Genomic DNA, 24,653 nt, shown 5'->3' with positions numbered 1-24,653 from the left:
AACTAAATTTGAGTGTATTTATTTCGTTCAAATCAACAAAAGCTAAAATTACATTAATTCAACTAATATGCAACTTGTTTTCGCAACCAATAATTTAAATAAACTTAAAGAAGTTCAACGTTTAATTCCACAACAAATAAAACTCCTAAGTTTACAGGATATTGGTTGTTTAGAAGATGTTCCTGAAACCCATGATACTATTGAAGGCAATGCCATTCAAAAAGCCGAATATATAAAAAAACATTATGGCTACGATTGCTTTGCAGACGACACAGGTTTGGAAGTTGAAGCTTTAAACAATGCTCCTGGTGTTTATTCGGCACGTTATGCAGGACCTCAACGTGATGCTACAGATAATATGAACAAGCTTTTAGACGAACTCAATCTCTCTAGTAACCGACAAGCCCAATTTAAAACAGTTATAGCTTTACATTTAGATGAAAAATTACACACTTTTACTGGTATTTGTAAAGGAGATATTACTACCGAAAAACATGGCGAACAAGGGTTTGGTTACGACCCTATTTTTAAAGCCAAAGGGTACACAAAAACCTTTGCAGAAATTTCTTTAGATGAAAAAAACCAGATTGGACATCGTGGAAAAGCAATAAAACAGTTGGTTAATCACCTTAATAAGATGTAATTATTATGTTTCATTCAAAAAGTTTATTTGCTAATAAGTTATATTTGAGTTTATATTACAAGTTGTGTGTAATTTTGGAGCAACTTATTGAAAATTGAATCAACTAAAACAGATTAAATAACAGTAATTTATTGATTGAATAAAACAGTTGCTATCACCTCATATAATTCAAACTTACATTTGAACTAGTATAAACAACAAACAATCAATACGTTTAATCTATATGAATTGCACCTACTTTCTATATTTTAGGGATTTCAATTGATATATCCATTATGTTGCATCGATTGTTTATTAGATTTTATTTTTCTTATTATTATTATCTTTATCCTTAATTAAATTTCCAACTTTATGAAAAAATTATCGTTAAAATTTGTAACAACATTCATTGTTCTGCTATTTTTAGTAGGCTGTGAACAAAAAAAAGCAGTCGTCTCTTCAGATGAGCCTACAGAAGCTGAGTTAATGCGTGGCTTTAAAGGAAAGATTGAATTAGACACCCGTGATTCCAAACCAGATTGGGAACCATTTCTTCCTAAGAAGGCACCAAAAGGAGCCCCAAACGTTCTTTTTATTTTATATGATGACACAGGGCAAGCTGCATGGTCTCCTTATGGAGGTCGCATCCAGATGCCAACATTAGACAAACTTGCTGCCGATGGGTTATTATATACGCAATGGCACACTACTGCATTGTGTGCACCAACGCGTTCTACGCTGCAGACTGGACGCAATCATCACTTGAATGGATTTGGATCAATTACCGAAACCGCTAGCGGATACCCAGGATACAACGGTCGCTTCCCTAAGCAAGTTACAACCGTTGCTGAAGTCTTACAAAATAATGGTTATGCTACTTTATGGGTTGGTAAAAACCATAATGTGCCTGAACAAGATGTTGCTCCTGGAGGATATCGTGGTGAATGGCCACTAAATCAAGGTTGGGATCGCTTCTATGGATTCCTTGGTGGTGAAACCAATCAGTGGTTTCCTGACTTAGTAAAAGATAATGATTTTATTGATCAGCCATATATGCCTGATGATGGTTATCACTTATCCAAAGATCTTGCTGACCAAGCAATTGAAATGTTACGTAATAAAGATGCATCCAATCCTTCTAAACCATTCTATATGTGGTTTAATCCAGGAGCCAATCATGCACCTCATCAAGTTCCTCAAGAAGAAATAGATAAATATAAAGGTAAATTTGATGATGGATATGATGCTTATCGTACATGGGTAACTGCGCGTATGAAAGAGAAAGGGGTTATACCAGAAAATACAGTTAATACAGCCATTAATCCTATTCATGGTGATTTAGCGAATAAACTAGATCAAGTACGCCCTTGGGATTCCTTAAACGACAATGAAAAGAAACTTTTTAACCGTATGGCTGAAGTATTTGCTGCCTATTCAACATATACAGATGCGCAGGTTGGACGTGTTATTGACTATTTGAAAGAAACTGGTCAATACGAAAACACACTTATTATATATGCTGCAGACAATGGCACCTCTGGAGAAGGCTCTCCAGATGGTTCTGTTAACGAAAATAAGTTATTTAATGGCTGGCCAGATACATTGGAGGAAAACATGAAGTACATTGACAAATTAGGAGGTCAAGACACTTATGAACACTTCCCTACCGGATGGGCATCTGCATTTTCAGCACCTTATAAAATGTTTAAGCGCTACGCCGAATATCAAGGAGGTACTGCTGATCCACTAATTATTTCATGGCCTAAAGGCATTAAGGCACGTGGCGAACTGCGTCACCAATATCACCACTCAGTAGATATTGTACCAACAATCTTGGAAGTGATTGGTCTTGAAATGCCAGAGGTTAACCATGGTGTAAAACAGTATCCATTATCAGGTGTTTCTATGGCTTATACTTTTGATGCTAAACCAGATGACCCAACAGAGAAACATGTACAGTATTACGAAATATTTGGTACACGAGGAATTTGGAAAGATGGTTGGCATGCAGCGGCTATCCACGCACCTATTAACGGTACTAGTGACTTTGATCAAGATAAATGGGAACTTTATAACTTAGAAGAAGATTGGTCACAATCAAAGGACCTCGCTGCTCAGCATCCTGAAAAATTAGAAGAATTGAAAAAACTTTGGATGGAAGAAGCAAAAAGAAATAATGTGTTGCCATTGGATGACCGTGTAGCTGTTGAAATCCTAGGTACTCCTCGTCCATCTGACGAAGCTCCGCGTGACACTTACATTTACTATCCAGATACAGAACCAGTTCCAGAAGGTGTAGCCGTTAATGTGCGTGGTCGTTCATACAAAATTGTTGCAAACGTTGAAGTTACAGATAATTCTGAAGGTGTAATTTTCGCTCACGGATCACGATTTGGTGGACATTCACTGTTCATTAAAAATAAGAAACTGTATTATGTTTACAACTTCTTAGGTATTGCTCCAGAACAGGTGTTTGAATCAGACATTACATTAAAACCTGGCAAATACACCCTTGGAATGGAATTTAATATGACTGGCAAAGGTGAACATGGAAAAATTCTTGGTAATACTAATCTATATATTAATGATAAGGTAGTAGCCTCTGGTAACATGCAAACTCAACCAGGTAAATTTACACTTTCAGGTGACGGATTGTGTGTTGGGTATGATAGCGGTGATGCTGTTAGTGCTTTGTATAAATCTCCTGCTAAGTTTACAGGTGGTCAAATTCAAGGTGTTGCGGTATCTGTAAAAGGAGAACCTTACGAAAACCTAGAATCTGAAGCACGACGTGCTATGTTGAGTCAGTAAAAATTATTTTAAATAACAGACCTTGAATATCAAGGTCTGTTATTTACTTTTTCTTTAGCTAAAGATTATTCCTCATTTCTTCATTGTTTATTAAATACTAATACATATGTCGGCGTATAAATATTAATACCTGAAACTGTTGTTGAATTATTTAATATTTAATTACCCGAAAATGCCACTTACAAATATAATTTAGTAAATGAATACCCTTGGATGACTATTCGTGGTGATTTTCCAGATAATGACTATAAATTTGGCATTGAATCTTACTTACAGGAAACTGTCTGACTTCAATGTATTGCCTATTGTGCGAGGCATACAAATTTCGTTGTATTATGTTTATTTAATACTTCATTACAATTTTCACAGAAAAGAGCTATTATATATCTATCTGTTTTGATGATAACTATTCTTGAATCTTCTTCCTTTCATTTTCGTAAGGCTCTGTTGCTGGAGACAGATAAATTGTTCTAAACATGAATAAAGTTTGTGTTCCACATTATTCAAATTAGTATTACATTCCAAAATTTTAAAAGTAGGTAACTATGATAAATCAAATAGCCTTCTAATAAGCTAAATCAATGTTTACTTATTATATTAATGTAAAATTGTTAATTATGTTTTTGTTTATCAACTAAGGCTACTTGTTTTACACTCGTCATTTACCACCCTTTTGACGCGTCCTGAATAAAGCACTTTTTCAGGCTAAAAAATTATTTACCTTATTCATAATTCAAACAAAAGAATACTGTATTGTAGCTATGTATGCACACAGATATTTAAAAGAAATAAGATAAATATTAGTAAGACCCAAGGAAATATTGCTATGAACCAACTTGTATACTGACAGGAATATCACATGTCTGAACGCTTAAACGGCAACTTAAAAGATGAATTTTATTTCGACAAGACCTTTAAAAAGGTGGATTATGCCAAAAGAGCTGCAAAAAATGCCATTAATTTATACAATGAAGTAAGATTACAATTATCTTTAGACTTTATAAAACCTAATATGGTGTACCTGCCCGACTGGCAAGCAGGTAAATTTTCAGCTTAATTTCAATTTTAATCTATAGACATATTTCAGGATGAGACACAAACCACTAATCTATGATTAAATTCTTTAGAAAAATTCGACAAAACTTGTTTATGGAAAATAAAACTGGAAAGTCTACCTTGCCGGTAGGTAGGTATTTGAAATATGCTATTGGCGAAATAGTACTGGTTGTTATTGGTATTTTGATAGCTTTACAGATTAATAACTGGAATGAAAACCGAAAAAATAAGATTGCTGAAGCTGATTATTACTGTTGAATTTTAGATGACTTTGAATTAAATGAAAAAATAATTGATGAAACTTCTAAACTGACAACCAACAAAATAAAATTCTGCAAAAAACTTTTAAGAGATTTAAACAACATACCAAATGATAGAAGTAAAATTCTAAATGATTTTGTTGTTGCTGTAAGACAAGATGTTTTTGTACCTAGTACAATTACTTTTGACGATTTAACATCTTCAGGACAATTGAAACTATTAACAGACATTAAATTAAAAAACAGACTGATTGAGCATAGTACATTTATAAACAATACTTTAGATCTACTTCAAGAAAATAGGAATGAACTTATTAAAAGAATGATGGACTATGAATCCACAATTGAATTTGGGTATCAAGATATTGATAATTTAAACCAAGAACTCGATGAAGAAATTATTGCTCTATTTCCAAAAAATAACTGGACAAATAACCCTAATCACGCAATATTCTTAAAGTTTCAGGATAATCTAGTATTTATGGTTGCCATGTTCATAAGACAGAAACAACATCTTTATAATCTAAAAAAGGAAATGCAAGAACCTATTGAATTATTAAAAGAAAAAAAGTGTAAAAAACGAAAGCACAACAACGTGTAGATTAATTACTAAATTTCAAGCTAAACAAAAGGCATTGTATTTTTATTTACAGTGCCTTCTGTCTACACTTTATAACATATCTATCTTCATATTAATATGCATCCATTTAGTTGGAACAGAATCTGATTCTCCATAAACAATTTTATCATAATCAATTCCCCAATCAAGTAAATTCATTTGTCCTTCTACTACTAGAGAACTAGCCATCATGTCCTTTGGATATCTAATTCCAGTTACAAATAACTTAACATCTTTTTCTACTCCTTTTATTGACAATTTACCATTAACCTGATACCAATCAAGTCCCATAGTATAAACTTGAGTGGATTTGAAAGTCATGTTATCTTTATTCTCGTTAATAAATAATCCAGGTGTTTTTACTCTTTCTGTTAATTCGTCTCCAGCACATACATTAAACGTGTTTGGGTCTACTTCAAAAGAGATTTCCATGTTTTCAAGAGGATTGCCAAAGTCAAGCCTTTTAGAAACATCGACTTTTAAATTCTCAACAATTCCTCTAAAAGGTGTGCTGCAATGTCCATGTGTTACAAACAAATTAATAGTCTGAATTTGATTGGTTACTTTCAATAGAACGGTTTCATTTTTTGGTAAAACCGAAGTGCTTTTAGTATAGCCACTAACAACAATAATAATTAATAAGGCAACAAATGACCATACAATATTTTTGATTTTCTTCATGATATAATATTTATTATTTCTACGAATATAAGACGAGTATCTTTTTAAATCTGTCAAATAAATGTAAAAAAAGTGTAAATTTATGTGTTTGAAACTCAAATAGGATTCTTCTACAAATTATAAAAAATCGAATCTAAACTCCTAATTTAAAGATTCTTAAAGTCTCTATATTAAAATCTCAAATAAATACGTACCTTTGCACCTTGAAAATTCCTCAGAGTGAGGATGTGTTACTAGAAGTTTAGGTTTAAGTATGTCGATTCACTTCTTTTGTAACACTACAAAACATAATCGATTACTTATTAAACACGAATGAGCACATTCCAAGATTTAGGTCTTAATGAAGATCTATTACACGCAATTACAGATTTAGGCTTTGAAACTCCAAGTGAGGTCCAAGAAAAAGCAATCCCAATTTTATTAGAAAAAGACACAGACTTAGTAGCATTAGCGCAAACAGGAACAGGTAAAACTGCTGCTTTTGGCTTTCCAATGCTTCAAAAAATTGATATCGATAGCCGAACAACTCAAGGATTAATCTTGTCTCCTACTCGCGAACTTTGTTTGCAAATTACAAACGAGATGAAACAATATGGTAAATATTGCAAAGGCCTTAACGTTGTTGCCATTTATGGTGGTTCTAGCATTACAGATCAAGCACGTGAAGTAAAACGTGGCGCACAAATTATTGTTGCTACTCCTGGTAGAATGAAAGATATGATTAGTAGACGTTTGGTTGACATCTCTAAAATACAGTACGCTGTTTTAGATGAAGCCGATGAAATGCTAAACATGGGTTTTAAAGAAGATATAACAGATATTTTATCGCATACACCAGCAGATAAAAACACCTGGTTGTTTTCAGCAACAATGCCTAAAGAAGTTGCTACAATTGCAAAAAAATTCATGAAAAGTCCACAGGAAATTACTGTTGGAAATAAAAATGAAAGTACCAATCAAGTCTCTCATGAGTATTATTTAGTGAATGCTAGAGACAGATACCAAGCTTTAAAACGTTTGGCAGATGCTAATCCAGATATTTTCTCTGTAATTTTCTGTCGTACAAAACGAGATACTCAAAAAGTAGCCGAAAACTTAATTGAAGATGGTTATAGTGCAGGTGCTTTACATGGCGATTTAAGTCAGAACCAACGTGATTTAGTCATGAAATCTTTTAGAAATCAACAAATACAAATGTTGGTTGCAACAGATGTCGCTGCTCGTGGTATTGATGTAGACGATATTACTCACGTGATTAATTACCAATTACCTGACGAAATTGAAACTTACACACACAGATCTGGACGTACAGGACGAGCTGGAAAAACTGGTGTTTCTATGGTTATAGTTTCTAAAAGCGAAGTACGAAAAATAAAAAGTATTGAGCGTATTATTAACCAAAAATTTGAGCACAAAGAAATTCCAGATGGCATGGAGATTTGCGAAGTACAGTTAATGTCGCTTGCTAATAAAATTCATAACACAGAAATCAATCACGAAATTGATAAGTATTTAGATAGTATCAACGAACTTTTTGCAGATACTACAAAAGACGAATTGATTAAAAAATTCTTTTCGGTAGAGTTTACCAGATTCTTTAATTATTACCAGAAAACTAAGAACCTAAATGTATCAGATACTTCTCGTGGAGAAGACAGAGAGCGTGGAGGAAGAGGTTTTAGTGAAGGTTCTAGTGGACCTCGTTACTTTATAAATGTAGGTAGAAAAGATGGTTACGATTGGATGAAATTGAAAGATTTCTTAAAGGAAATTTTAGACCTAGGAAGAGATGATGTCTTTAAAGTAGACGTGAAAGAAAGTTTTTCTTTTTTCAATACAGAGGAAGAGCATAAAGAAAAAGTATTAGCATTCTTTACAGATTTTAAACATGAAGGACGTTTTGTGAATGTTGAAATTAGCGAAGATAAAGGAAGAGGCACTAGCCGAAACAAAAGACGTCGTGATGGTGGAGGAAGTAGAAGACGTAACGATGATAAGCCAAGAGGTGACAGGCGTTCAAGTTCTAGTAATGATAAACCAAGAAGTGATAGGCGTTCAAGTTCTAGAAGCGATGAAAACAGAAGCGAAAGAAGAAGCTCTAATACTGAATCTCGTTCAAGACGCTCAGACTCTGGATCAAGCTCAAATTCTGCCAGACCAAGACGTTCTAGACGTTAAACCTTTTTGTTAATTTTAAGTCAAAATATAAGATACCTAAATGTATTCTCGTTTAGTTTAGTACTTTTATACTCAAATTGCTTTAATGAAAAAACTTTTTTTTCTTTTTATTCTTTTAATTAGTACCACTTTTACATATAGTCAGGAAGACACTACAGTAAAAGGAGTTGTTATTAATGCTTCTGAAGGAATCCCTTTAGAAAGTGTGAATATTGTTAATTTAAATCAAGTAAAAGGAACGATAACAAATGCTAGAGGTGAATTTGAAATAAAAGCGAAAGCAACAGATACGCTTCATTTCTCGTATTTAGGGTTTAAATCTATTAAAGTACGTGTTACAAACGACTGGATAAAATTTGGAAGCTCAACCATTCAATTAACCGAATTGGCATTTGCTTTAGAAGAAGTTGTTATTAACGAATTTAAATTAACAGGTTTTCTTGAAGTTGATATTAAACAAGTGCCTATTAATACAAATTATAGGTATAATATTTCTGGGCTTCAAACAGGTTATGAAGCTGGAGGTTCATCTACAAATGCTGTAACTCGAGTCCTTGGTGCTGTATTTAATCCTGCCGACTTTCTGTATAGCATGTTTGGCAAACAACCAAACGAAATGCGTAAGTTAAAGCAAATGAAGCAGGATGATGAAATTAGAACCCTTCTTGCCAATAGATTTGATAGAGAAATGCTTACAGCACTATTACAAGTAGATCGTGCAGATTTAGATGAAATAATCAGGCAATGTAATTATTCTAAAAACTTTATTCAAACAGCAAACGATCTTCAGATTTTAGATGCTATTAGCGAATGTTATGAAGAATATAAAGTTTTAAGTAGGAGTAAGAATAAAGGAAGACTATAAAAATAAAAAGCGAAAGATAATCTTTCGCTTTTTTTATGTTCTAGAATGTAAAGCAATTCTATTCCCTTCGGTATCTATAAATGCAGCCATATAGCCATGCTCTGCCGATATTTGTGATTTTGGTTGATAAATAGTTCCACCTGCTACTTCTACTCTATCTAATTCATTTTGTACATTTTCACTTATAAAATAAACCAATGTTCCTTCTTGACTTGGCAAATAAGTATCTTGTTTAATTAAGGTACCTTGAGCTCCTGGCACCTCTCCTCGATCTGGAAACCATCCCATTAATATACCACCAAAATCATGTATAGAAATCTCAACTTTAAAAACAGTTTCATAAAATTTTTTGGCTCTTTCCATGTCATTTACTGGCACTTCAAACCAACCTATCATATTATGTTTCATACTCTTATTATTTTTCTAATATGTCTTTTAAACTGGCTAATCCTTCTTCAAAATCTTTACCAACCGCTTTTTCAAAATTAAAAAACAACATGAAAATATTCATAGGTATTGGATTATTACCTGTAAAACCCCAAGTAACATTGGTTTGGTTCGCATCTACTTCAGTCACTTTTATATAGGCATCTGAAGTTGATTTCCAAGGCTTAAAAAACCTAAGTTGAGTTTTAATTTGCTCATTATGTTCAACATGAAGAATTTCTTGCTCTCCTGATCCAACTTCTTTATTACCATCCCATTTAGCAACAAAGCCAACTTCTCCATCTATTCCAACAGATTCTTGTTTCATATGTGGGTCTTTCTTTTTCCAAGGAGACCAATTATCTTGGTTTTTTACAAATTTTAAATACTGAAAAACCTCTGGAAGTGATTTGTTTATAATAACACTTCTATTTACTTCGTATTGCTTTGGAGCTATTAAAGCTAAAAGAATAATTAAGCCTATTAGTCCGAGTATTATGTAAAGGAAAATCATGATTATTAGATTGTTAGTTCTTATAAATTTACAAAAATTATTTTTTATAAAAACAGGTTACTATCTCGTCATAGCTTTTTATTGTTTTTTTAATCCAATCTAATCTCTTCTCTTGTTGCTCTTCTATAGATAATTGCCAAGAAACATCTGATAATCTTAATTTAGTTGTAACATGTTGCAAAATAATAGCTGCTGATACAGAAATATTCAAACTTTCAGTAAATCCTGACATGGGAATTTTAAGAAAGCAATCAGCTTCATCTAAAACTTCTTGAGACAGGCCTTCTGTCTCTCTACCAAAGAAAAAACAAGCTTTTTGTGTAATATCAAATTCATGTAACAAACAATCTTTTGTATGAGGTGTTGTTGCTACAATTTGATATCCTTTTTGTTTTAAATCTTTTATAGAATCTTTAACAGAGTGGTATCTGTTTAAATCTACCCATTTCTGGGCTCCCATGGCTATTTCTCTATCAATACGTTTAGTATTGGTTTCTTCAATAATATTGACTTCTTGAATTCCAAACACATCGCAGCTTCTAATAACTGCACTTGTGTTGTGCAGTTGATACACATCTTCTGTGGCTATTGTAAAATGCTTGGTTCGTTGTGAAAGTACTTTGTCGAATCGTTGTCTTCTATTTTCTGTTAAATAAGTTTCTAAATATTCAAGAAGTTTTAAATCTACCATGTTTTAAAAATAAAAAAACCTGATCTATCATCAGGTTTTAAATTCAAATTTATTTTAGGTTAATCATTTGAACCAATGTTTCCTTGGGCAATAACTGTAGGCTGCACATTGTTTAAATGCACTTTTATATTTCCATTAACACCTAAGACATCTGTAAATCCAAATGGAGTATCATCATCTAATGTAGCCAAATTAGTTTGACTGATTCCAGTATTTCCATCTACAGGACTAAAAGAAAACAAAACAGTTCCTGGTGTATCAACATCATTGGAATACATAAAAGCTGGATGAATACCATCTATTGGTGTGTTTTGTAATAAAATGACTGCTAAAGCTTCACCACTAGTTCTTCCATAAAAAGTAGCGCTACCACTAATTCCAGACATATCAACTTCGTTTAAATTATACGAAATAAAATCACCTGTAAGCTCATTTTCTCCAATATCACCTTGCGCAATAATAGTGTCTAAATTCATATCACTTTCATGTACATTAATGTAGCCATCAAAACCTATAATATCTATATACAAAAAAGAAGTAGCATCGTCTAATTCTTTTACATTGGTATAACTTTTACCTGTCTCTCCATTAACTGAATTGAAGGTAAATGCAATATCTCCACCTTCTACAGCAGTATTAAAATGTATATGTGCAGGGTGCAGCTCTCCTATAACCGTATTTAATAATTGTATAACTGCTAGAGATTCACCATTTTCGCGTTCAGAAAAAACAGCTGTTCCAGAAATTCCAGGAATGTCTTTTTCTCCTAATGTATAGGTTTTTGAAACTCCAGTTAATTCATTCTGACCAATATCTCCTTGAGCAACTATTATATTTAATTGAGATTCGCTTTCATGTACATTTATATAACCATCAAAACTCATCAATTCATCATAGGTAATAGGTGTTCCATCATCTAAAGTTGTAAAAGAAATGGTACTAAATCCTGTATCACCATTAACTGTTCCTAATGTAATTGCAATGGCTCCACCTTCAGCTGCAGTATTATAATGAATATGTGCAGGATGCGAACCTCCTGTTGGAATAGCTGTAAAGTCTAATTCTACTGTAGTTGAATTATCATCGTTTTTAATAAATTTAGCTATACCAGAAACGTTATTATCATCAATAGAACTTAATGAAAATGATTTAGAGATTTGACTAGAAGGGAGTGGTGTTATATTATCGTCCCCACTACAATTAAATAAAAATACTAGTGGCAAAACTAAAAATAGAGATTTAAAAATATGTTTCATAATCCATATTAATTTATTTGTAATATTACACATAATATATAAATTTTTAAAGTCTGAAAGCAGACCTTTTTAATTTTATTTTACGAATTTTAAAATAAAGCCTATAAAAATGAAACATATAGTTGTACTTACAGGAGCTGGAATAAGTGCCGAAAGTGGTATTAAAACATTTAGAGATGCTGATGGTCTTTGGGAAGGACATGATGTTATGGAAGTAGCTTCACCTGAAGGATTTGCTAAAAACCCTGAATTAGTTTTAAATTTTTATAACGAAAGAAGGAGACAATTATTAACTGTTCAACCAAATGATGCACATATAGGTTTAGTTAATTTAGAAGCTAAATTTAAAGTAACAATAATTACTCAAAATGTAGACGATTTACATGAGCGAGCTGGAAGCTCAAATATAATTCATTTACATGGCGAATTATTAAAAGTAAGGAGTAGTTATTTTGAAAATGACATTAAGCAATGGAATCAAGATATTTGTTTAGGTGATTTATGCGAAAAGGGATTTCAGCTTAGACCACATATTGTATGGTTTGGTGAAGCTGTTCCTAAAATTGAAGATGCCATTGTTAAGTGTGAAACTGCTGATATTCTAGTTATAATTGGTACATCTATGCAAGTATATCCAGCTGCAAGTCTTTTAGATTTTGCTCCAAGAAATATTCCTATTTTTTATATAGACCCAAAACCTGCTGAAATAAATAATAAAAGAGTCACAGTCATTTCAGAAACTGCTACACAAGGAGTTAAACAGCTTTTAAAAATGTTATAAAACTGAAGGAAAATATATTAGTTTTTCTTTTTCTTCTTTTTAGGTGGCATAGTTCCAAATACTTTATCCCAAAACGTATTAGATACACCAAAGGCTTTATTAGGATATTTATAATGGTGTAAACTATGGTGGTGCCATAATTCTTTAAATCGTTTTGGAGGACGCATCACATGAGTAGCTCTATGAACAAAAGAATACATTAAATAACCAATAAAAAAACCTGGGAAAAAACCGTAAACTAATTGTGAAAAGCCTGCAATCCAGAATATTATAAAAAACATTCCAAATAACAAAGAAGCTAAAATAATTCCAGGAACGGGTGGCATTAATAATCGCTCTTTATCTGTAGGGTAATTATGATGCGCTCCATGCATGATAAAATGAAACCTTTGTGACCATTTAGCCTCTGTAACCCAATGAAAAACATAACGATGCAACATGTATTCTGCAAAAGTCCAAAAGAACAAACCAAAAACAAATAAGCCTAGGAAAGACCAAACGCTTAGACCCATTACTCCAATAGCTATGTAAACTAAAAATGCATTTACCAATCCGTAAACAATTATATTAGAAACTGGATCTGTTTTTGTAAGCCGCTCCAGTATGGGATTTTTAAATATTTCAGCTTGACCTGTTTGAAAATCAGTAGTTACTTCTGGTTTCATTTTAATTAAAATTTATTTTATGCAAAATTATAAAAATTTAGAATATATTGTTAAAATAAATTCTATCTAGAATAATTAGGAGATTCTTTAGTAATTGTTACATCATGTGGATGACTTTCATTAATGCCAGATGCTGTAATTTTAACAAACTGACCTGTTTCTTTAAGAGTTTCTATATCTTTAGATCCACAATAACCCATACCTGCTTTTAATCCTCCAACGAACTGATGTATACTTTCATTAAGTTCTCCTTTATATGGAACTCTACCAACAATACCTTCTGGTACTAATTTTTTGATATCGTCTTCAACATCTTGAAAATATCTGTCTTTACTACCTTGTTTCATAGCTTCTACCGAACCCATACCACGATATGACTTAAATTTTCTTCCTTCGTAAATAATTGTTTCTCCTGGACTTTCTTTGGTACCTGCTAATAAAGAGCCAAGCATCACACAATCAGCACCAGCTGCAATGGCTTTAGGTATGTCTCCAGTATAACGAATTCCTCCATCAGCAATAACAGGAACTCCAGACCCTTTTATGGCTTCAGCAACCTCTAAAACTGCTGAAAATTGAGGGAATCCAACACCAGCTACAACACGTGTTGTACAAATAGATCCTGGACCTATTCCAACTTTTACTGCATCTGCTCCTGCTTCAACTAAATACTTAGCTGCAGCTCCAGTTGCAATATTTCCAACGATAACATCCAATTTTGGGAATTTTGATTTTAATTCCTTAAGCACAGAAACTACACCTTTTGTATGTCCATGAGCAGTATCTACAATAACAGCATCTACACCAGATTTTACTAATGCTGAAGTTCTTTCAACAACATCTGCTGTTACTCCTAAAGCAGCAGCAACACGTAAACGACCAAAAACATCTTTATTAGAAATAGGCTTCTGTGTTAGTTTTGTTATGTCTCTAAAAGTAATTAAACCAGCCAACTTGTAGTTATCATCAACAATCAATAATTTTTCAATTTTGTTTTGTTGCAAAATAACTTCTGCTTGCTCTAAAGAAGTTCCAACAGGGGCAGTAACTAAATTTTGACTAGTCATTACTTCAACAATTGGTCTGTTATTATTTTTTTCGAATCGTAAATCTCTATTTGTTACAATTCCTTTTAATGTACCAAGTTCATCAACAATTGGAATCCCTCCAATACTATGCTCTGCCATGTTTTGCTTAGCATCAAAAACTTTTGCATCTAAAGTTAGAGTTACTGGATCTGTAATCATCCCACTTTCAGCACGCTTTACTTTTCTAACCTCATTTGCTTGATCTTCAATACTCATGTTTTTATGCAATACACCTATTCCACCTTCTCGAGCCATAGCAATAGCCATAGCACTTTCTGTAACCGTATCCATAGCAGCAGAGACTATTGGAATGTTAATGGTAATGTTTTTAGTAAACTTTGTTTGAATATTTACTTCTCTAGGTAATACTTCTGAGTATGCAGGAACTAAAAGGACGTCATCGTAGGTTAAACCTTCTCCTACAATTTTGTTTGAATGTGATGTCATGTTGCAATTACATTTATAATTGCGTGCAAATATACAATATTAATAACGATAATAGATTTATGCTTACATTAAATTAATCATAATTATTAATACAATAGGTCCTTAGGGTATTTATAGCGTAGTTATATCTGTTTTCTTTATCAGATAAATCTCCTGAAAAAGCAACTTCTTTAGGTACAATGAAGGTGTAAATACCTTTACCTTGTGCCATTTTATCAATAGTCTTCAATGTTTTGGCATCTATTCCATTATATATTTCTTCCAGCCAATTGTATTGTTCTTTATAAATTATTGATTCATCCCAAGTTAAAGCGTCTTCTTTATTTAATATTGATTCTGAAAAATATAACTTTTTTATTATACTAAATGCCTTATTGAAAACCGTTTTACTTCCTTTTGTTGCATATAGTTTTACCTCTTTTCTAGTGAACATATTAAAAGGGAAGGAATTGATGTTTTCTAATTTATTTGAAATGAAATGTGCCATTTTTGGCCATACTACATCTCTTTCATTTAAAGTAGTATATAACCACAAATAAAAATCGGTTCGCTCTTTTATTGTTAAATATTCTGCTGGTAAGTTATGTTTTAGATTATATTCATTTGCTTGTTGCCAAACCAAGGTATTGTTTTTTCTGTCTTTACTAAGCCAATCTGAAGGTTCTAATAGTATCTTTCCGGATATCTCATGATACTCCTTTAAGTTTTTATATTCTTTAGAATAACTTATTGTGGTTAGAGAAAGAAAAAATAAATAAAAAAATGACTTCATATGGATTAAATGAAGTCTAAAAATACAAGAATATTCTAAATATTTACTTTTTTAAAAAATAATAGTTGTTTCAGAATTATCAATATTGAAACAGTAAAAGTGAGTGTCATTAAAATACCTGAAAGCATGACAATATATTTCATCCATGAAAGGCCTAACCAAAGTAAATAAAGACCTCCAAAAGTAAGGGTAACAGACAGAAATGGCTCTATAATTAAAAATAGCTTTAGCTTGCTATTTAGTTTGGTAGTACTTAGTATTAAACCCACTAAAAAGAAAATAATAGACATTGATAATATGTGATTATGAACCAACGTAAGCATTTCTTGCTCGCTTTTTTTAAACTTCATAACCATAGCATCCTCATTAGATTCATTTCCTAAATATTGTTCTTCAATACCATTTGGTTTTGTTGTAGATGTTTCGCCAACAAAAAGTAAACCTGTATAAAAACCAATACTTAATACAACAATAAATGCTGCAATTAAAAGTTTAATTTCTTTAGGTAACGTATAAATTAATCCATTGAGTTGCATATTATATAATGTCTTTTTCATGAAGTATTTTAATTGACTTCAGTAAGTTATTTATAGCAGTTGTCATGGATCTTACTGAAATTGTAGCACCAGAAATAGCCATAATATTTTCACCATAATTTAAGGTGTCGTTTTGTGTTTTGCCAACAAACTGTTTTAACCAACGTTTACTTCCAATTTCTCCACCATAATCTTCTCTATATATTAAAACCTTAGTGTTAACTACCACCAATTCTAAATCTAATAAAACTAAATAGTCAAATTGATCTGTTTTACTTGGTGCTTTTGAAACATAAGCATAACCTAACAGCTTATTATCAGATAGAATTTTAAAAAAATTATTAGCTTCAAATATTGAAGGTAAGTCTATAGAAATGGCACGAGGAACGTTAAAAGATTCAAATTGGAATGCTTCAATCTCAAACGTTTCAGAAATTTCCTTATCAACTTTCTTTTGAATATTTTTAGGCAAATGAATATTTTGATAAGCCATAAAAACCATAAGAATAATTATATATTTCAAATTCATGTTGCAAAGGTATTTAAATGTTTACAGTTACCAATTAAAATGCCAAATAGCTAGAGAGAAATTAAAATTCTACTCTAGCTAAAGGACAATTAAAAACTAATTCTTGAATTAGAACCATACTCCAATTCCAAAATTTAATTGGTTAGGTAGACTATTATTAGTGGCATCATTCTTAAATTGATAATCTGCTTTAACAACAGCTCCTGGAGTTAATTTATAGCTTAAACCTAATGTCCATTCACTTCTGTTAAACGCATCGTTAACAAGTAAATCTCCTTCTACTTTAGAGTTAGTGTCATAATCTTCATAACGTGCAAAAGCGTAAAGTTGCTGTTTTTTTGTTAATGGTAATAAATTAAAAGAGGCTTCTAAATACCATCCTTGCATAGCACTTCCTAGTCCTTGAGTTGGATCAGCATCTAAATCGTAATACAATTCGTTATAAGCTTCAGTATCTGATAAACCAGCATAAACAATCTGTCCACGTGCAGCTAATCTTTTATATGCATATCTAGCATCAAATCCTACCATAGATAATCCAACACTAGAACCATCAATATCTTCCACATCATCTTGAGCTTGAGAACGACCAAAATATCCAGCTAAACCTAAACGCAATCCTGGAAGTCCGTAGTAATCTAGTTTAGCAGAAAAGTTTGGAGATTCTACTGTAGATTGAATTCCTTTTTGTCTTCCGTTTCTTAATCCATCTTTTCCTCCTAAAAGCTTATCTCCATTAACAGAAGCAAATCCTGTAAATATATAGGCTTGATATCCTAAAGAAATCTCATTAAATCTTCCAGCTACACCTACACCAATTTCTCTCCAAGTTGTTGGTACAATACTTTTGTCCATACTAGGTCTTTCAACTCCATTAAACGTTGTAGGTTCATGATATTCGTTAACAATTCCCATAGGAATTAACATAAGTCCTCCACGAAGATTAACATGATCTGTTAAACTATACTGTAAAAAAGCCTGTTCTACATAAACTTCTTCAACATGTTCTAATTCTATTTCAGTTACAAATTGTACTCTATCACTAAATTTGTAACCAAATAATAAAACTAATCTTTGAACATCTAATTCGCCATTATTACCTTCTGGCTGATTGTAAGTGATTTCTCCATAACCACCAACTGTTACCCCAGAACTAACGTTTCCTGATAAAATACGTTGAGCAGCGTTTTCTTGTTGTTGTGGATTTGTATATAATGAATCTGGAACTGTTTGGGAAAATGTAATAGCTGAAATTAACAAAGCTACTACCAATAATACATTTTTCATTTTAGTTGACTATAAATTTATTTTTATTTAGACTTGTTATAAATAGTGAATTAATTCTTCGACAAAAATAGTATAGGATTTTAAATACGCAAAGCTTATTTAGATTAATTTAAAATAAAAAATGTGATTAAATTTTAACTTACTGAAGATGTGAAGTATAGACTAAAATATAATTAGTGATAAACAGTAAATATTTTGGTTGCTTCATTATAAGCACTTTCAAAACTAAGGGCATTTAGGTTTGAAATCTTCTTCTGAGTAAAGTAAGAAAGTAATTTTTCGGTAGGCATATTACCAGTTAATTCATCTTTTGCCATTGGACAACCTCCAAATCCTTGAATGGCACCATCGAATCTATTACATCCAGCTTTAAAAGCTGCATCAACCTTTTCAAACCAAGTTGTAGGAGTAGTATGTAAATGTGCACCAAATTCTATATCTGGATAATTAGGTATCAAATTAGAAAACAAGTAGTTTATATTTTCAGGGTTAGAACTTCCAATGGTATCGCTTAAAGATAAAATTTTAACTCCCATTTTAGATAATCTTTCTGTCCACTCACTTACTATATCAACATTCCAAGGATCTCCATAAGGATTTCCGAAACCCATAGAAATATAGACTACCACTTCTTTATTTGCTTTATCTGCTACTTCAAGTATTTCACTTAATGTAACCACAGATTGTGCAATAGTTTTATGTGTATTTCTCATCTGAAAGTTTTCAGAAATTGAAAATGGATACCCTAAATAATCTATTTGTTGATGCACAGAAGCATCTTGAGCACCTCGAGTATTAGCTATAATTGCTAACAATTTACTCTGAGTTTTACTTAAATCTAATTGGTCTAATACTTGAGCTGTATCAACCATTTGAGGAATGGCTTTAGGAGATACAAAACTACCAAAATCTATGGTGTCAAATCCTACTCGTAATAAAGATTGAATGTATTGCACCTTTTTTTCGGTAGGAATAAAGTCTCTAATTCCTTGCATGGCATCTCGAGGACATTCAATAACTTTTATTTGATCTGACATTTTTAAGACTTTGGAAATGTAAAAATAGTATTATTTTATTTAAAGCAATATGAAAACTGTAATACCTACAAACACTATAATTTGTAGCCATTTAAAAAACAAACCTACTTGATGATGCTTTTTCATATAACTTGAAATAGTTCCTGCAAGCAAAGCTATGGAAGAAAAAATAATGAATGAAACAGCCATAAATAAAATCCCTAAAATATAAAATTGAGTAATTTGACTAAGTGTATTACTAAAAAGAAACCCTGGGAATAAAGCTAAAAAAAACAAAGATACTTTTGGGTTTAAGACATTCATTAAAAACCCTTGCTTAAAAAGTTGAAATATACTTTTCTTTTCAACATGATTTGAGTTTAAACTTAAATTTGAATCACTTTTATAAACCTTATACGCTAAATACAATAAATAAGCAGCTCCAAATAGTTTTAGAATAAAATATATATACTCGTTTTCTTTTATAATTACCGACACACCAAAAGCAACTAATGTAGTATGTACCAAACACCCAGAAATTAACCCTGAGACTGTTGCCAAACCATATTTCTTACCATTACTTATACTCTGCATTAGTACATAAATATTATCTGGTCCAGGTGAAATTGCTAAGGCAGAAGTAGCAAAAATAAAAGATATAAGAGTGTCGTAGTTCAATAGTTATTTTTCTAATATCGCTTTATTAATGTCCTTAATTAGTTTTGGTCCTTCATAAATAAAGCCTGTATAGAGTTGAATTAAATCTGCTCCTGCTTCTAATTTCTCTAAAGCATCTTTAACTGAATGAATGCCTCCAACTCCAATTATAGGAAAAGCTTTATTGCTTTTTTCTGCTAAAAACCTAATAACTTCAGTAGAACGATTAGTTAATGGCTTTCCGCTTAGACCACCAATTTCATTTTTATTTTCGCTAGTTAAACCTTCTCTAGAAACAGTAGTATTTGTAGCTATTACACCTTCTATATTTGTGTCTCTAACAATGACAATTATATCTAACAATTGACTATCTGTTAAATCTGGAGCTATTTTTAGTAAAATAGGTTTCTGCTTGAATTTTTTATTATTTTCTTCTTTTAAAGTTTGTAACAGTCTTGTAAGTGGCTCTTTATCTTGTAATTCTCTTAGATTAGGAGTGTTTGGAGAACTTACATTTACTACAAAATAATCTACATGATCAAATAATGCATGGAAGCATTTTTTATAATCTTCAACAGCTTCTTCATTTGGAGTAACTTTATTTTTACCAATATTCCCTCCAATTATAACACCATTGTTTTTCTTAAGTCGTTTTACAGCCTCGTCTACTCCACCATTATTAAAACCCATTCTGTTAATTATAGCATTATCCGATTTTAATCTAAATAAGCGTTTTTTAGGATTTCCGTCTTGAGGTTTAGGAGTTAGTGTTCCTATTTCAATAAAACCAAAACCAAAATTACTTAACTCATTATAAAGTTTTGCATCTTTATCAAAACCTGCTGCTAAACCTACTGGGTTCTTAAATTTTAATCCAAATAATTGTCTTTCTAAGCGCTTGTCTTGAACAAAATATAACTTTCTAAATAGGCTTGGAATAAATGGTATTTTACTTATAAAACGAATAAAAGAAAAAGTAAAATGATGAATTTTCTCCGGATCGAAAAGAAAAAATAGAGGTCGAATTAACAATTTATACATGACAGATTTTTGAAATGCAAAAATACAATTCTAAATACATAATTAATTATATCTATTGTAATTATTCTTTTAAATGAGAATGTCTGATATACTTTTCAACAACTACTGCAGTTACAATTACCATATAAAACTGTCCTAACATAGCAAAAAACATAGTTGTTTTTTGGGCAATATCTGAAATAGGAGTAATATCACCATAACCAATAGTCATTAAAGTTATATAACTGTAGTATAATAAACTATCTAAGTTATCTGTTATTGTACCTCCTTCTATTAATCCTTTAAAAGAATTTGGCTCAGCTAATTCAATACTAAAAAATACAAAAAAACCAATAAGCCCAATAGAAATATATCCACTCATTAATCCAAAAATAACATTTCTGTTGACCTTTTCAGATTGCCATACTTGTCGGACAATTTCAAATGTAATTAAACTATAAAAAACAAAATAGATAGCAACTTTTATGTAATCAATAAGATCTTTTTCATTGTTACCTATAAATCTATACAAAAACACAATTACAGCTATTATTAACAATAATATACTAATCTTTGATTGTTCACGATTTCTTGAGAAAATAACATAACCAGATGAAATATTGATTAAGAATAATAGATGTGAAATAATTTCTGTAAACAATACTTTTGGGAATACTATCGACCCAAAAAGTATAGCTATTTGGCTAAAAAAGAATAGTTCAAATCGATATGTGTAAAGCCGTTTAAACCTCATCTTTTAATCTTCCATTAAAGATTCGTTAAATTTATAATTGTTATAACTAATTTCATATAACAAACTATAAAATGAAGGTATAAATAATAGCGTAATAAAAGTACCAAATAATAAACCAACCATGATTCCAACTGCCATTCCTTCCCACATTTCTCCTCCACTTAAATATAATGGTATTAATCCTAACACAGTTGTAAAAGTTGCTAATAGTATAGGTCTAAAACGTTGTAAACAGGCTGCAATAATTGCATCTTGAATAGGTCTTTTTAAATCGGTTTCTTCAATTTGAATTCTATCAATTAAAACAATCGCGTTATTAATTACAATTCCTGCTAAAGAGATAACACCTAAAAACGGCATAAAACCAAATGGTTCTTGAAATATTAACAAACCTATTACTACACCAATAATACCTAATGGAATTGTTGATGCTACCATAATTGTTTTTCTTACAGAATTAAACTGAATTATCAATAGCATAATGATAATGAATCCTGAAAGTGGTAAATAACCCACAACTGCTCCCATATTTTCAGCAGTGCTTTCAGCATCTCCACCAAATCTATAGGTATATCCTTCAGGCCAAGATTTTGATTCTTCCACAATCCAAGGGGTCACTTCTTTCATAATTGCATTGGCATTCCCATCTTCATTTAATTCACTACTTACAACTACTGTTCTATCAATATCTAGACGTTTAATTTTAGCATATTGCCATTCTGGAACAATGGTAGCTACCTGACTAAGAGGAACGCTTTTACCTGTACCTTGAGCATATATATTTAAAGTTTCAATGGATGCTAAAGTTTGTTGTTGACTAGCATCACTACGCATTAAAATAGGTATGGATTTATCGTCTTCTCGGTATTCTCCTGTTTGAAAACCATCTAAAACAGTTTGTAAGGAAGTAGCTATATCTTGGTTTGAAACTCCTGCTAATCTTGCTTTATTTTGATCTATATCTACTACAAACTTTTTACTTTTTGGTCCCCAATCATCTTTTACATTTTTTGTTCCAGTAATTGATGACAATTTTTGTTTGGTTTGTTCTCCTAATTCTGCTAGAATATCAGGATTTTCACCAGAAATTTTAACCTCAATAGGTGTTCCTCCTCCACCAGAGCCTAATAAACTAACTTTTATATCTGCTTCAGGAAATGCACTATAACAATAAGTATCTAATTTTTTTACAATTTCTGTATTATAAATAGCATCAGATACATTTATTAACATATGAGCATAACTTGCATCAGGTTCGTCTGGTGTATATCCTAAATCATAAGATTCAGGTCCAGATCCAACATAAGCAGACCAATCTGTAATTCCATTTACTCTATTTTCATTTACTAGTAGCGAATCTCTTAAGTATACTTCTAATTCTTTTATTAATTCTTCTGTTCGTTCAATTCGAGTACCTTGAATTAAATTAATATCAACAGTAACCATGTTTCTATCACTATCCGGAAAGAAAAGAAAAGGTATTTTTGTGAACCCCAGAAGAGATAAAATAAATAACCCGACAATAGTAATTAAAACCGTTTTTTTATAAGCCAAAGCATAAAGAATTAAATCTTTATATTTTTCTTTTAATTTATAGATTATTTTATCAATAGAGCTAGGTTTACGCTCATCTACAGGTTTTACTTTTAAGAATAAGTAGCATAATAATGTAATAACCGTTAATGCTATAAACCAAGAAGATAATAATGCTAATGATATAACAACAAATATTGGACCTACAATATCTCCCATTGTTGACTGAGCTAAATAAAAGGCTAAAAAGGCAGCAGAAGTTGTTAAAGTTGAAATTAATAAAGGTGTAAATAGTTCTCCACAAGCTTCAATTGCTGCTGTTTTAGCTGGAGTTCCTTTTTCCATCTTTACCATAATAGTTTCTGCAACAACAATGGCATTATCAACCATCATACCTAGAGCCATAATAAGAGCTGCCAAAGTAACTTGGTTTAATCCTATGTCTAAAACTCCCATTAGAAAAATAGTTGTTATAGTAACCATTGGTATTAAACTAGCAATAATGGTACCTGTTCTCATTCCTAAAAACAATAACATGACTAAGAGTACAATTACTATTGACTGAATTAGATTTACAATAAAATCACTAATCTTAACATCGATATAAGTATCTAGAGATGCTAACCTTATTAATTCTAAACCAACAGGTAATTTTGCTTGCCAATCTGCTACAACTGTATTTATATCTTGCCCTAATTGAATGACATTAGCTCCTTCTTTTAAACTTACGTGAATTGAGATGGCTTCTTTACCATTTACTGTAACTATTTGTGTAGGTGGATCTATATAACCTTTAACAATGGTCGTAATATCTCCTAAATAAACCATTTGCGTTCCATCTCCAACTTGAATTAGGGTGTTTTTAATATCTTGTACAGAGTTAAAATTTCCAGTTGGTTCAAGAATTATACGCTCACTTTCTAAATTTACTTGACCTCCAGAACTTAAAATGTTTGTTGCAGCAATTGCCGATTGTAATTTTGAAGCAGATAAACCATATTCTTTTAAACGTGCATTATCGAATTCAACAAACACACGTTCGTCTTGAACACCGCCTAATTCAACTTTTGCTGCTAATTCGAGTTTAATAAGGTCGTCCTTTATATCGTCTACATATTCCTTAGATTCAGCGTAAGAATATCCGTCTGAAATTATACCAACTGCAATTCCAAATACTTCTCCTATCCCATCATCATCTAAATATGGAACAACTCCATTAGGTAAACCATCTATAGCGTCTAATTTACGTCTTAAACGATCCCAAACTGCTTGCAATTTTTCAGGTTTTACCTCATCTTTTAATTCAACAGTAACAACAGATAATCCTGAACGAGAAGTACTGGTAACCTCTTTTAATTCAGGTAATTCTTGAGATACTTTTTCTACTTTATCAGTAACTAAAAGTTCAACACGTTCTGGACTTGCACCTGGGAAATTAGTAACAATATTAGCTGTTCTTACAGTGTATGGTGGCATACTATCTCTTGGTAGAGAATTGTACATTACAATTCCCATTAGCACCACTGTGACTAGTATTGTAAATGTTATTCTATTGCGCTCTATGGAAAACTTTGCTAAATTCATATTTG

General features: G+C 31.6%; 23 protein-coding genes and 1 pseudogene. 8 read left to right on the top strand and 16 right to left on the bottom strand.

Features of this window, described 5'->3' with window-relative positions; genetic code table 11:
* Positions 1-67 precede the first annotated feature (67 nt).
* The 5 genes and pseudogenes from FVF61_RS07015 to FVF61_RS06995 all read left to right on the top strand — a co-directional run bounded on the left by FVF61_RS07015 (position 68) and on the right by FVF61_RS06995 (position 5,350).
* Entirely contained in the window at positions 68-643 is a 576-nt protein-coding gene (locus FVF61_RS07015) for a non-canonical purine NTP diphosphatase (RefSeq protein WP_148454758.1), read from the top strand.
* 351 nt (positions 644-994) lie between these two features.
* Entirely contained in the window at positions 995-3,433 is a 2,439-nt protein-coding gene (locus FVF61_RS07010) for an arylsulfatase (protein WP_199757284.1), read from the top strand.
* A gap of 859 nt (positions 3,434-4,292) precedes the next feature.
* Positions 4,293-4,490: an integrase core domain-containing protein gene (locus FVF61_RS07005; protein WP_148454756.1), complete on the top strand. Its 198-nt coding sequence runs from the start codon at positions 4,293-4,295 to the stop codon at positions 4,488-4,490.
* A gap of 53 nt (positions 4,491-4,543) precedes the next feature.
* A pseudogene (locus FVF61_RS07000) lies at positions 4,544-4,714 on the top strand (DUF6090 family protein); the annotation flags it as partial.
* Between the two features lie 246 nt (positions 4,715-4,960).
* Positions 4,961-5,350, top strand: a complete 390-nt coding sequence (locus FVF61_RS06995) for a hypothetical protein (protein WP_148454752.1) — start codon at positions 4,961-4,963, stop codon at positions 5,348-5,350.
* A gap of 69 nt (positions 5,351-5,419) precedes the next feature.
* Here the strand turns inward: FVF61_RS06995 and FVF61_RS06990 are convergent, their stop codons facing one another.
* Positions 5,420-6,049 (bottom strand): YceI family protein, encoded by a 630-nt coding sequence (locus FVF61_RS06990; protein ID WP_148454750.1) that lies wholly within the window; start codon positions 6,047-6,049, stop codon positions 5,420-5,422.
* Between the two features lie 312 nt (positions 6,050-6,361).
* Here FVF61_RS06990 and FVF61_RS06985 point away from each other — a divergent pair, with 312 nt between their 5' ends.
* Entirely contained in the window at positions 6,362-8,227 is a 1,866-nt protein-coding gene (locus tag FVF61_RS06985; protein ID WP_148454748.1) for a DEAD/DEAH box helicase, read from the top strand.
* Between the two features lie 85 nt (positions 8,228-8,312).
* On the top strand, positions 8,313-9,092 hold the full coding sequence (locus FVF61_RS06980) for a carboxypeptidase-like regulatory domain-containing protein (protein WP_148454746.1): 780 nt from the start codon (positions 8,313-8,315) through the stop codon (positions 9,090-9,092).
* A 33-nt stretch (positions 9,093-9,125) separates the two neighbouring features.
* Here the strand turns inward: FVF61_RS06980 and FVF61_RS06975 are convergent, their stop codons facing one another.
* From FVF61_RS06975 to FVF61_RS06960, 4 genes are read right to left on the bottom strand one after another with little or no spacing between them, the layout of a single operon-like run.
* Positions 9,126-9,500: a VOC family protein gene (locus FVF61_RS06975; RefSeq protein ID WP_148454744.1), complete on the bottom strand. Its 375-nt coding sequence runs from the start codon at positions 9,498-9,500 to the stop codon at positions 9,126-9,128.
* Positions 9,501-9,507: 7 nt separating this feature from the next.
* Positions 9,508-10,032: an SRPBCC family protein gene (locus FVF61_RS06970; RefSeq protein WP_148454742.1), complete on the bottom strand. Its 525-nt coding sequence runs from the start codon at positions 10,030-10,032 to the stop codon at positions 9,508-9,510.
* Between the two features lie 37 nt (positions 10,033-10,069).
* Positions 10,070-10,723: a TrmH family RNA methyltransferase gene (locus FVF61_RS06965; RefSeq protein WP_148454740.1), complete on the bottom strand. Its 654-nt coding sequence runs from the start codon at positions 10,721-10,723 to the stop codon at positions 10,070-10,072.
* Between the two features lie 59 nt (positions 10,724-10,782).
* Positions 10,783-11,979, bottom strand: a complete 1,197-nt coding sequence (locus FVF61_RS06960) for a CHRD domain-containing protein (protein WP_148454738.1) — start codon at positions 11,977-11,979, stop codon at positions 10,783-10,785.
* Positions 11,980-12,088: 109 nt separating this feature from the next.
* On the opposite strand from FVF61_RS06960, the gene FVF61_RS06955 reads away from it, so the two are divergent.
* The gene (locus tag FVF61_RS06955; protein WP_148454736.1) at positions 12,089-12,760 is read left to right on the top strand and encodes an SIR2 family NAD-dependent protein deacylase; all 672 of its coding nucleotides are present in this window, start codon (positions 12,089-12,091) and stop codon (positions 12,758-12,760) included.
* Between the two features lie 17 nt (positions 12,761-12,777).
* On the opposite strand, the gene FVF61_RS06950 is transcribed toward FVF61_RS06955, so the two are convergent.
* From FVF61_RS06950 to FVF61_RS06900, 11 genes are all read right to left on the bottom strand, one after another.
* Complete coding sequence (locus tag FVF61_RS06950) at positions 12,778-13,425, bottom strand: sterol desaturase family protein (RefSeq protein WP_148454734.1); 648 nt, start codon at positions 13,423-13,425, stop codon at positions 12,778-12,780.
* A gap of 62 nt (positions 13,426-13,487) precedes the next feature.
* Complete coding sequence (gene guaB / locus FVF61_RS06945) at positions 13,488-14,960, bottom strand: IMP dehydrogenase (RefSeq protein ID WP_148454732.1); 1,473 nt, start codon at positions 14,958-14,960, stop codon at positions 13,488-13,490.
* Positions 14,961-15,033: 73 nt separating this feature from the next.
* Positions 15,034-15,732: an Insecticidal toxin complex protein gene (locus FVF61_RS06940; RefSeq protein ID WP_148454730.1), complete on the bottom strand. Its 699-nt coding sequence runs from the start codon at positions 15,730-15,732 to the stop codon at positions 15,034-15,036.
* Positions 15,733-15,767: 35 nt separating this feature from the next.
* Positions 15,768-16,268 carry a hypothetical protein gene (locus tag FVF61_RS06935; RefSeq protein ID WP_148454806.1) on the bottom strand — a complete coding sequence of 167 codons (501 nt, stop codon included), beginning with the start codon at positions 16,266-16,268 and terminating at the stop codon, positions 15,768-15,770.
* Between the two features lies 1 nt (position 16,269).
* Positions 16,270-16,797, bottom strand: a complete 528-nt coding sequence (locus FVF61_RS06930; protein WP_148454728.1) for an FMN-binding protein — start codon at positions 16,795-16,797, stop codon at positions 16,270-16,272.
* 108 nt (positions 16,798-16,905) lie between these two features.
* On the bottom strand, positions 16,906-18,084 hold the full coding sequence (locus FVF61_RS06925) for a porin (RefSeq protein ID WP_148454726.1): 1,179 nt from the start codon (positions 18,082-18,084) through the stop codon (positions 16,906-16,908).
* A gap of 173 nt (positions 18,085-18,257) precedes the next feature.
* Positions 18,258-19,121: a hydroxymethylglutaryl-CoA lyase gene (locus FVF61_RS06920; RefSeq protein ID WP_148454724.1), complete on the bottom strand. Its 864-nt coding sequence runs from the start codon at positions 19,119-19,121 to the stop codon at positions 18,258-18,260.
* A gap of 39 nt (positions 19,122-19,160) precedes the next feature.
* The gene (locus FVF61_RS06915; protein ID WP_148454722.1) at positions 19,161-19,778 is read right to left on the bottom strand and encodes a LysE family translocator; all 618 of its coding nucleotides are present in this window, start codon (positions 19,776-19,778) and stop codon (positions 19,161-19,163) included.
* A 3-nt stretch (positions 19,779-19,781) separates the two neighbouring features.
* Positions 19,782-20,798: a quinone-dependent dihydroorotate dehydrogenase gene (locus FVF61_RS06910; protein WP_148454720.1), complete on the bottom strand. Its 1,017-nt coding sequence runs from the start codon at positions 20,796-20,798 to the stop codon at positions 19,782-19,784.
* Positions 20,799-20,859: 61 nt separating this feature from the next.
* Entirely contained in the window at positions 20,860-21,531 is a 672-nt protein-coding gene (locus FVF61_RS06905) for a potassium channel family protein (protein ID WP_148454718.1), read from the bottom strand.
* 3 nt (positions 21,532-21,534) lie between these two features.
* Entirely contained in the window at positions 21,535-24,648 is a 3,114-nt protein-coding gene (locus tag FVF61_RS06900) for an efflux RND transporter permease subunit (protein WP_148454716.1), read from the bottom strand.
* Between the last annotated feature and the right edge of the window lie 5 nt (positions 24,649-24,653).

This window comes from Xanthomarina maritima (assembly GCF_008084905.1).
Lineage (GTDB): Bacteria > Bacteroidota > Bacteroidia > Flavobacteriales > Flavobacteriaceae > Xanthomarina > Xanthomarina maritima.
Note: the sequence above shows the minus strand (reverse complement) of the source record. Positions and strands in the feature narration are given on the sequence as shown.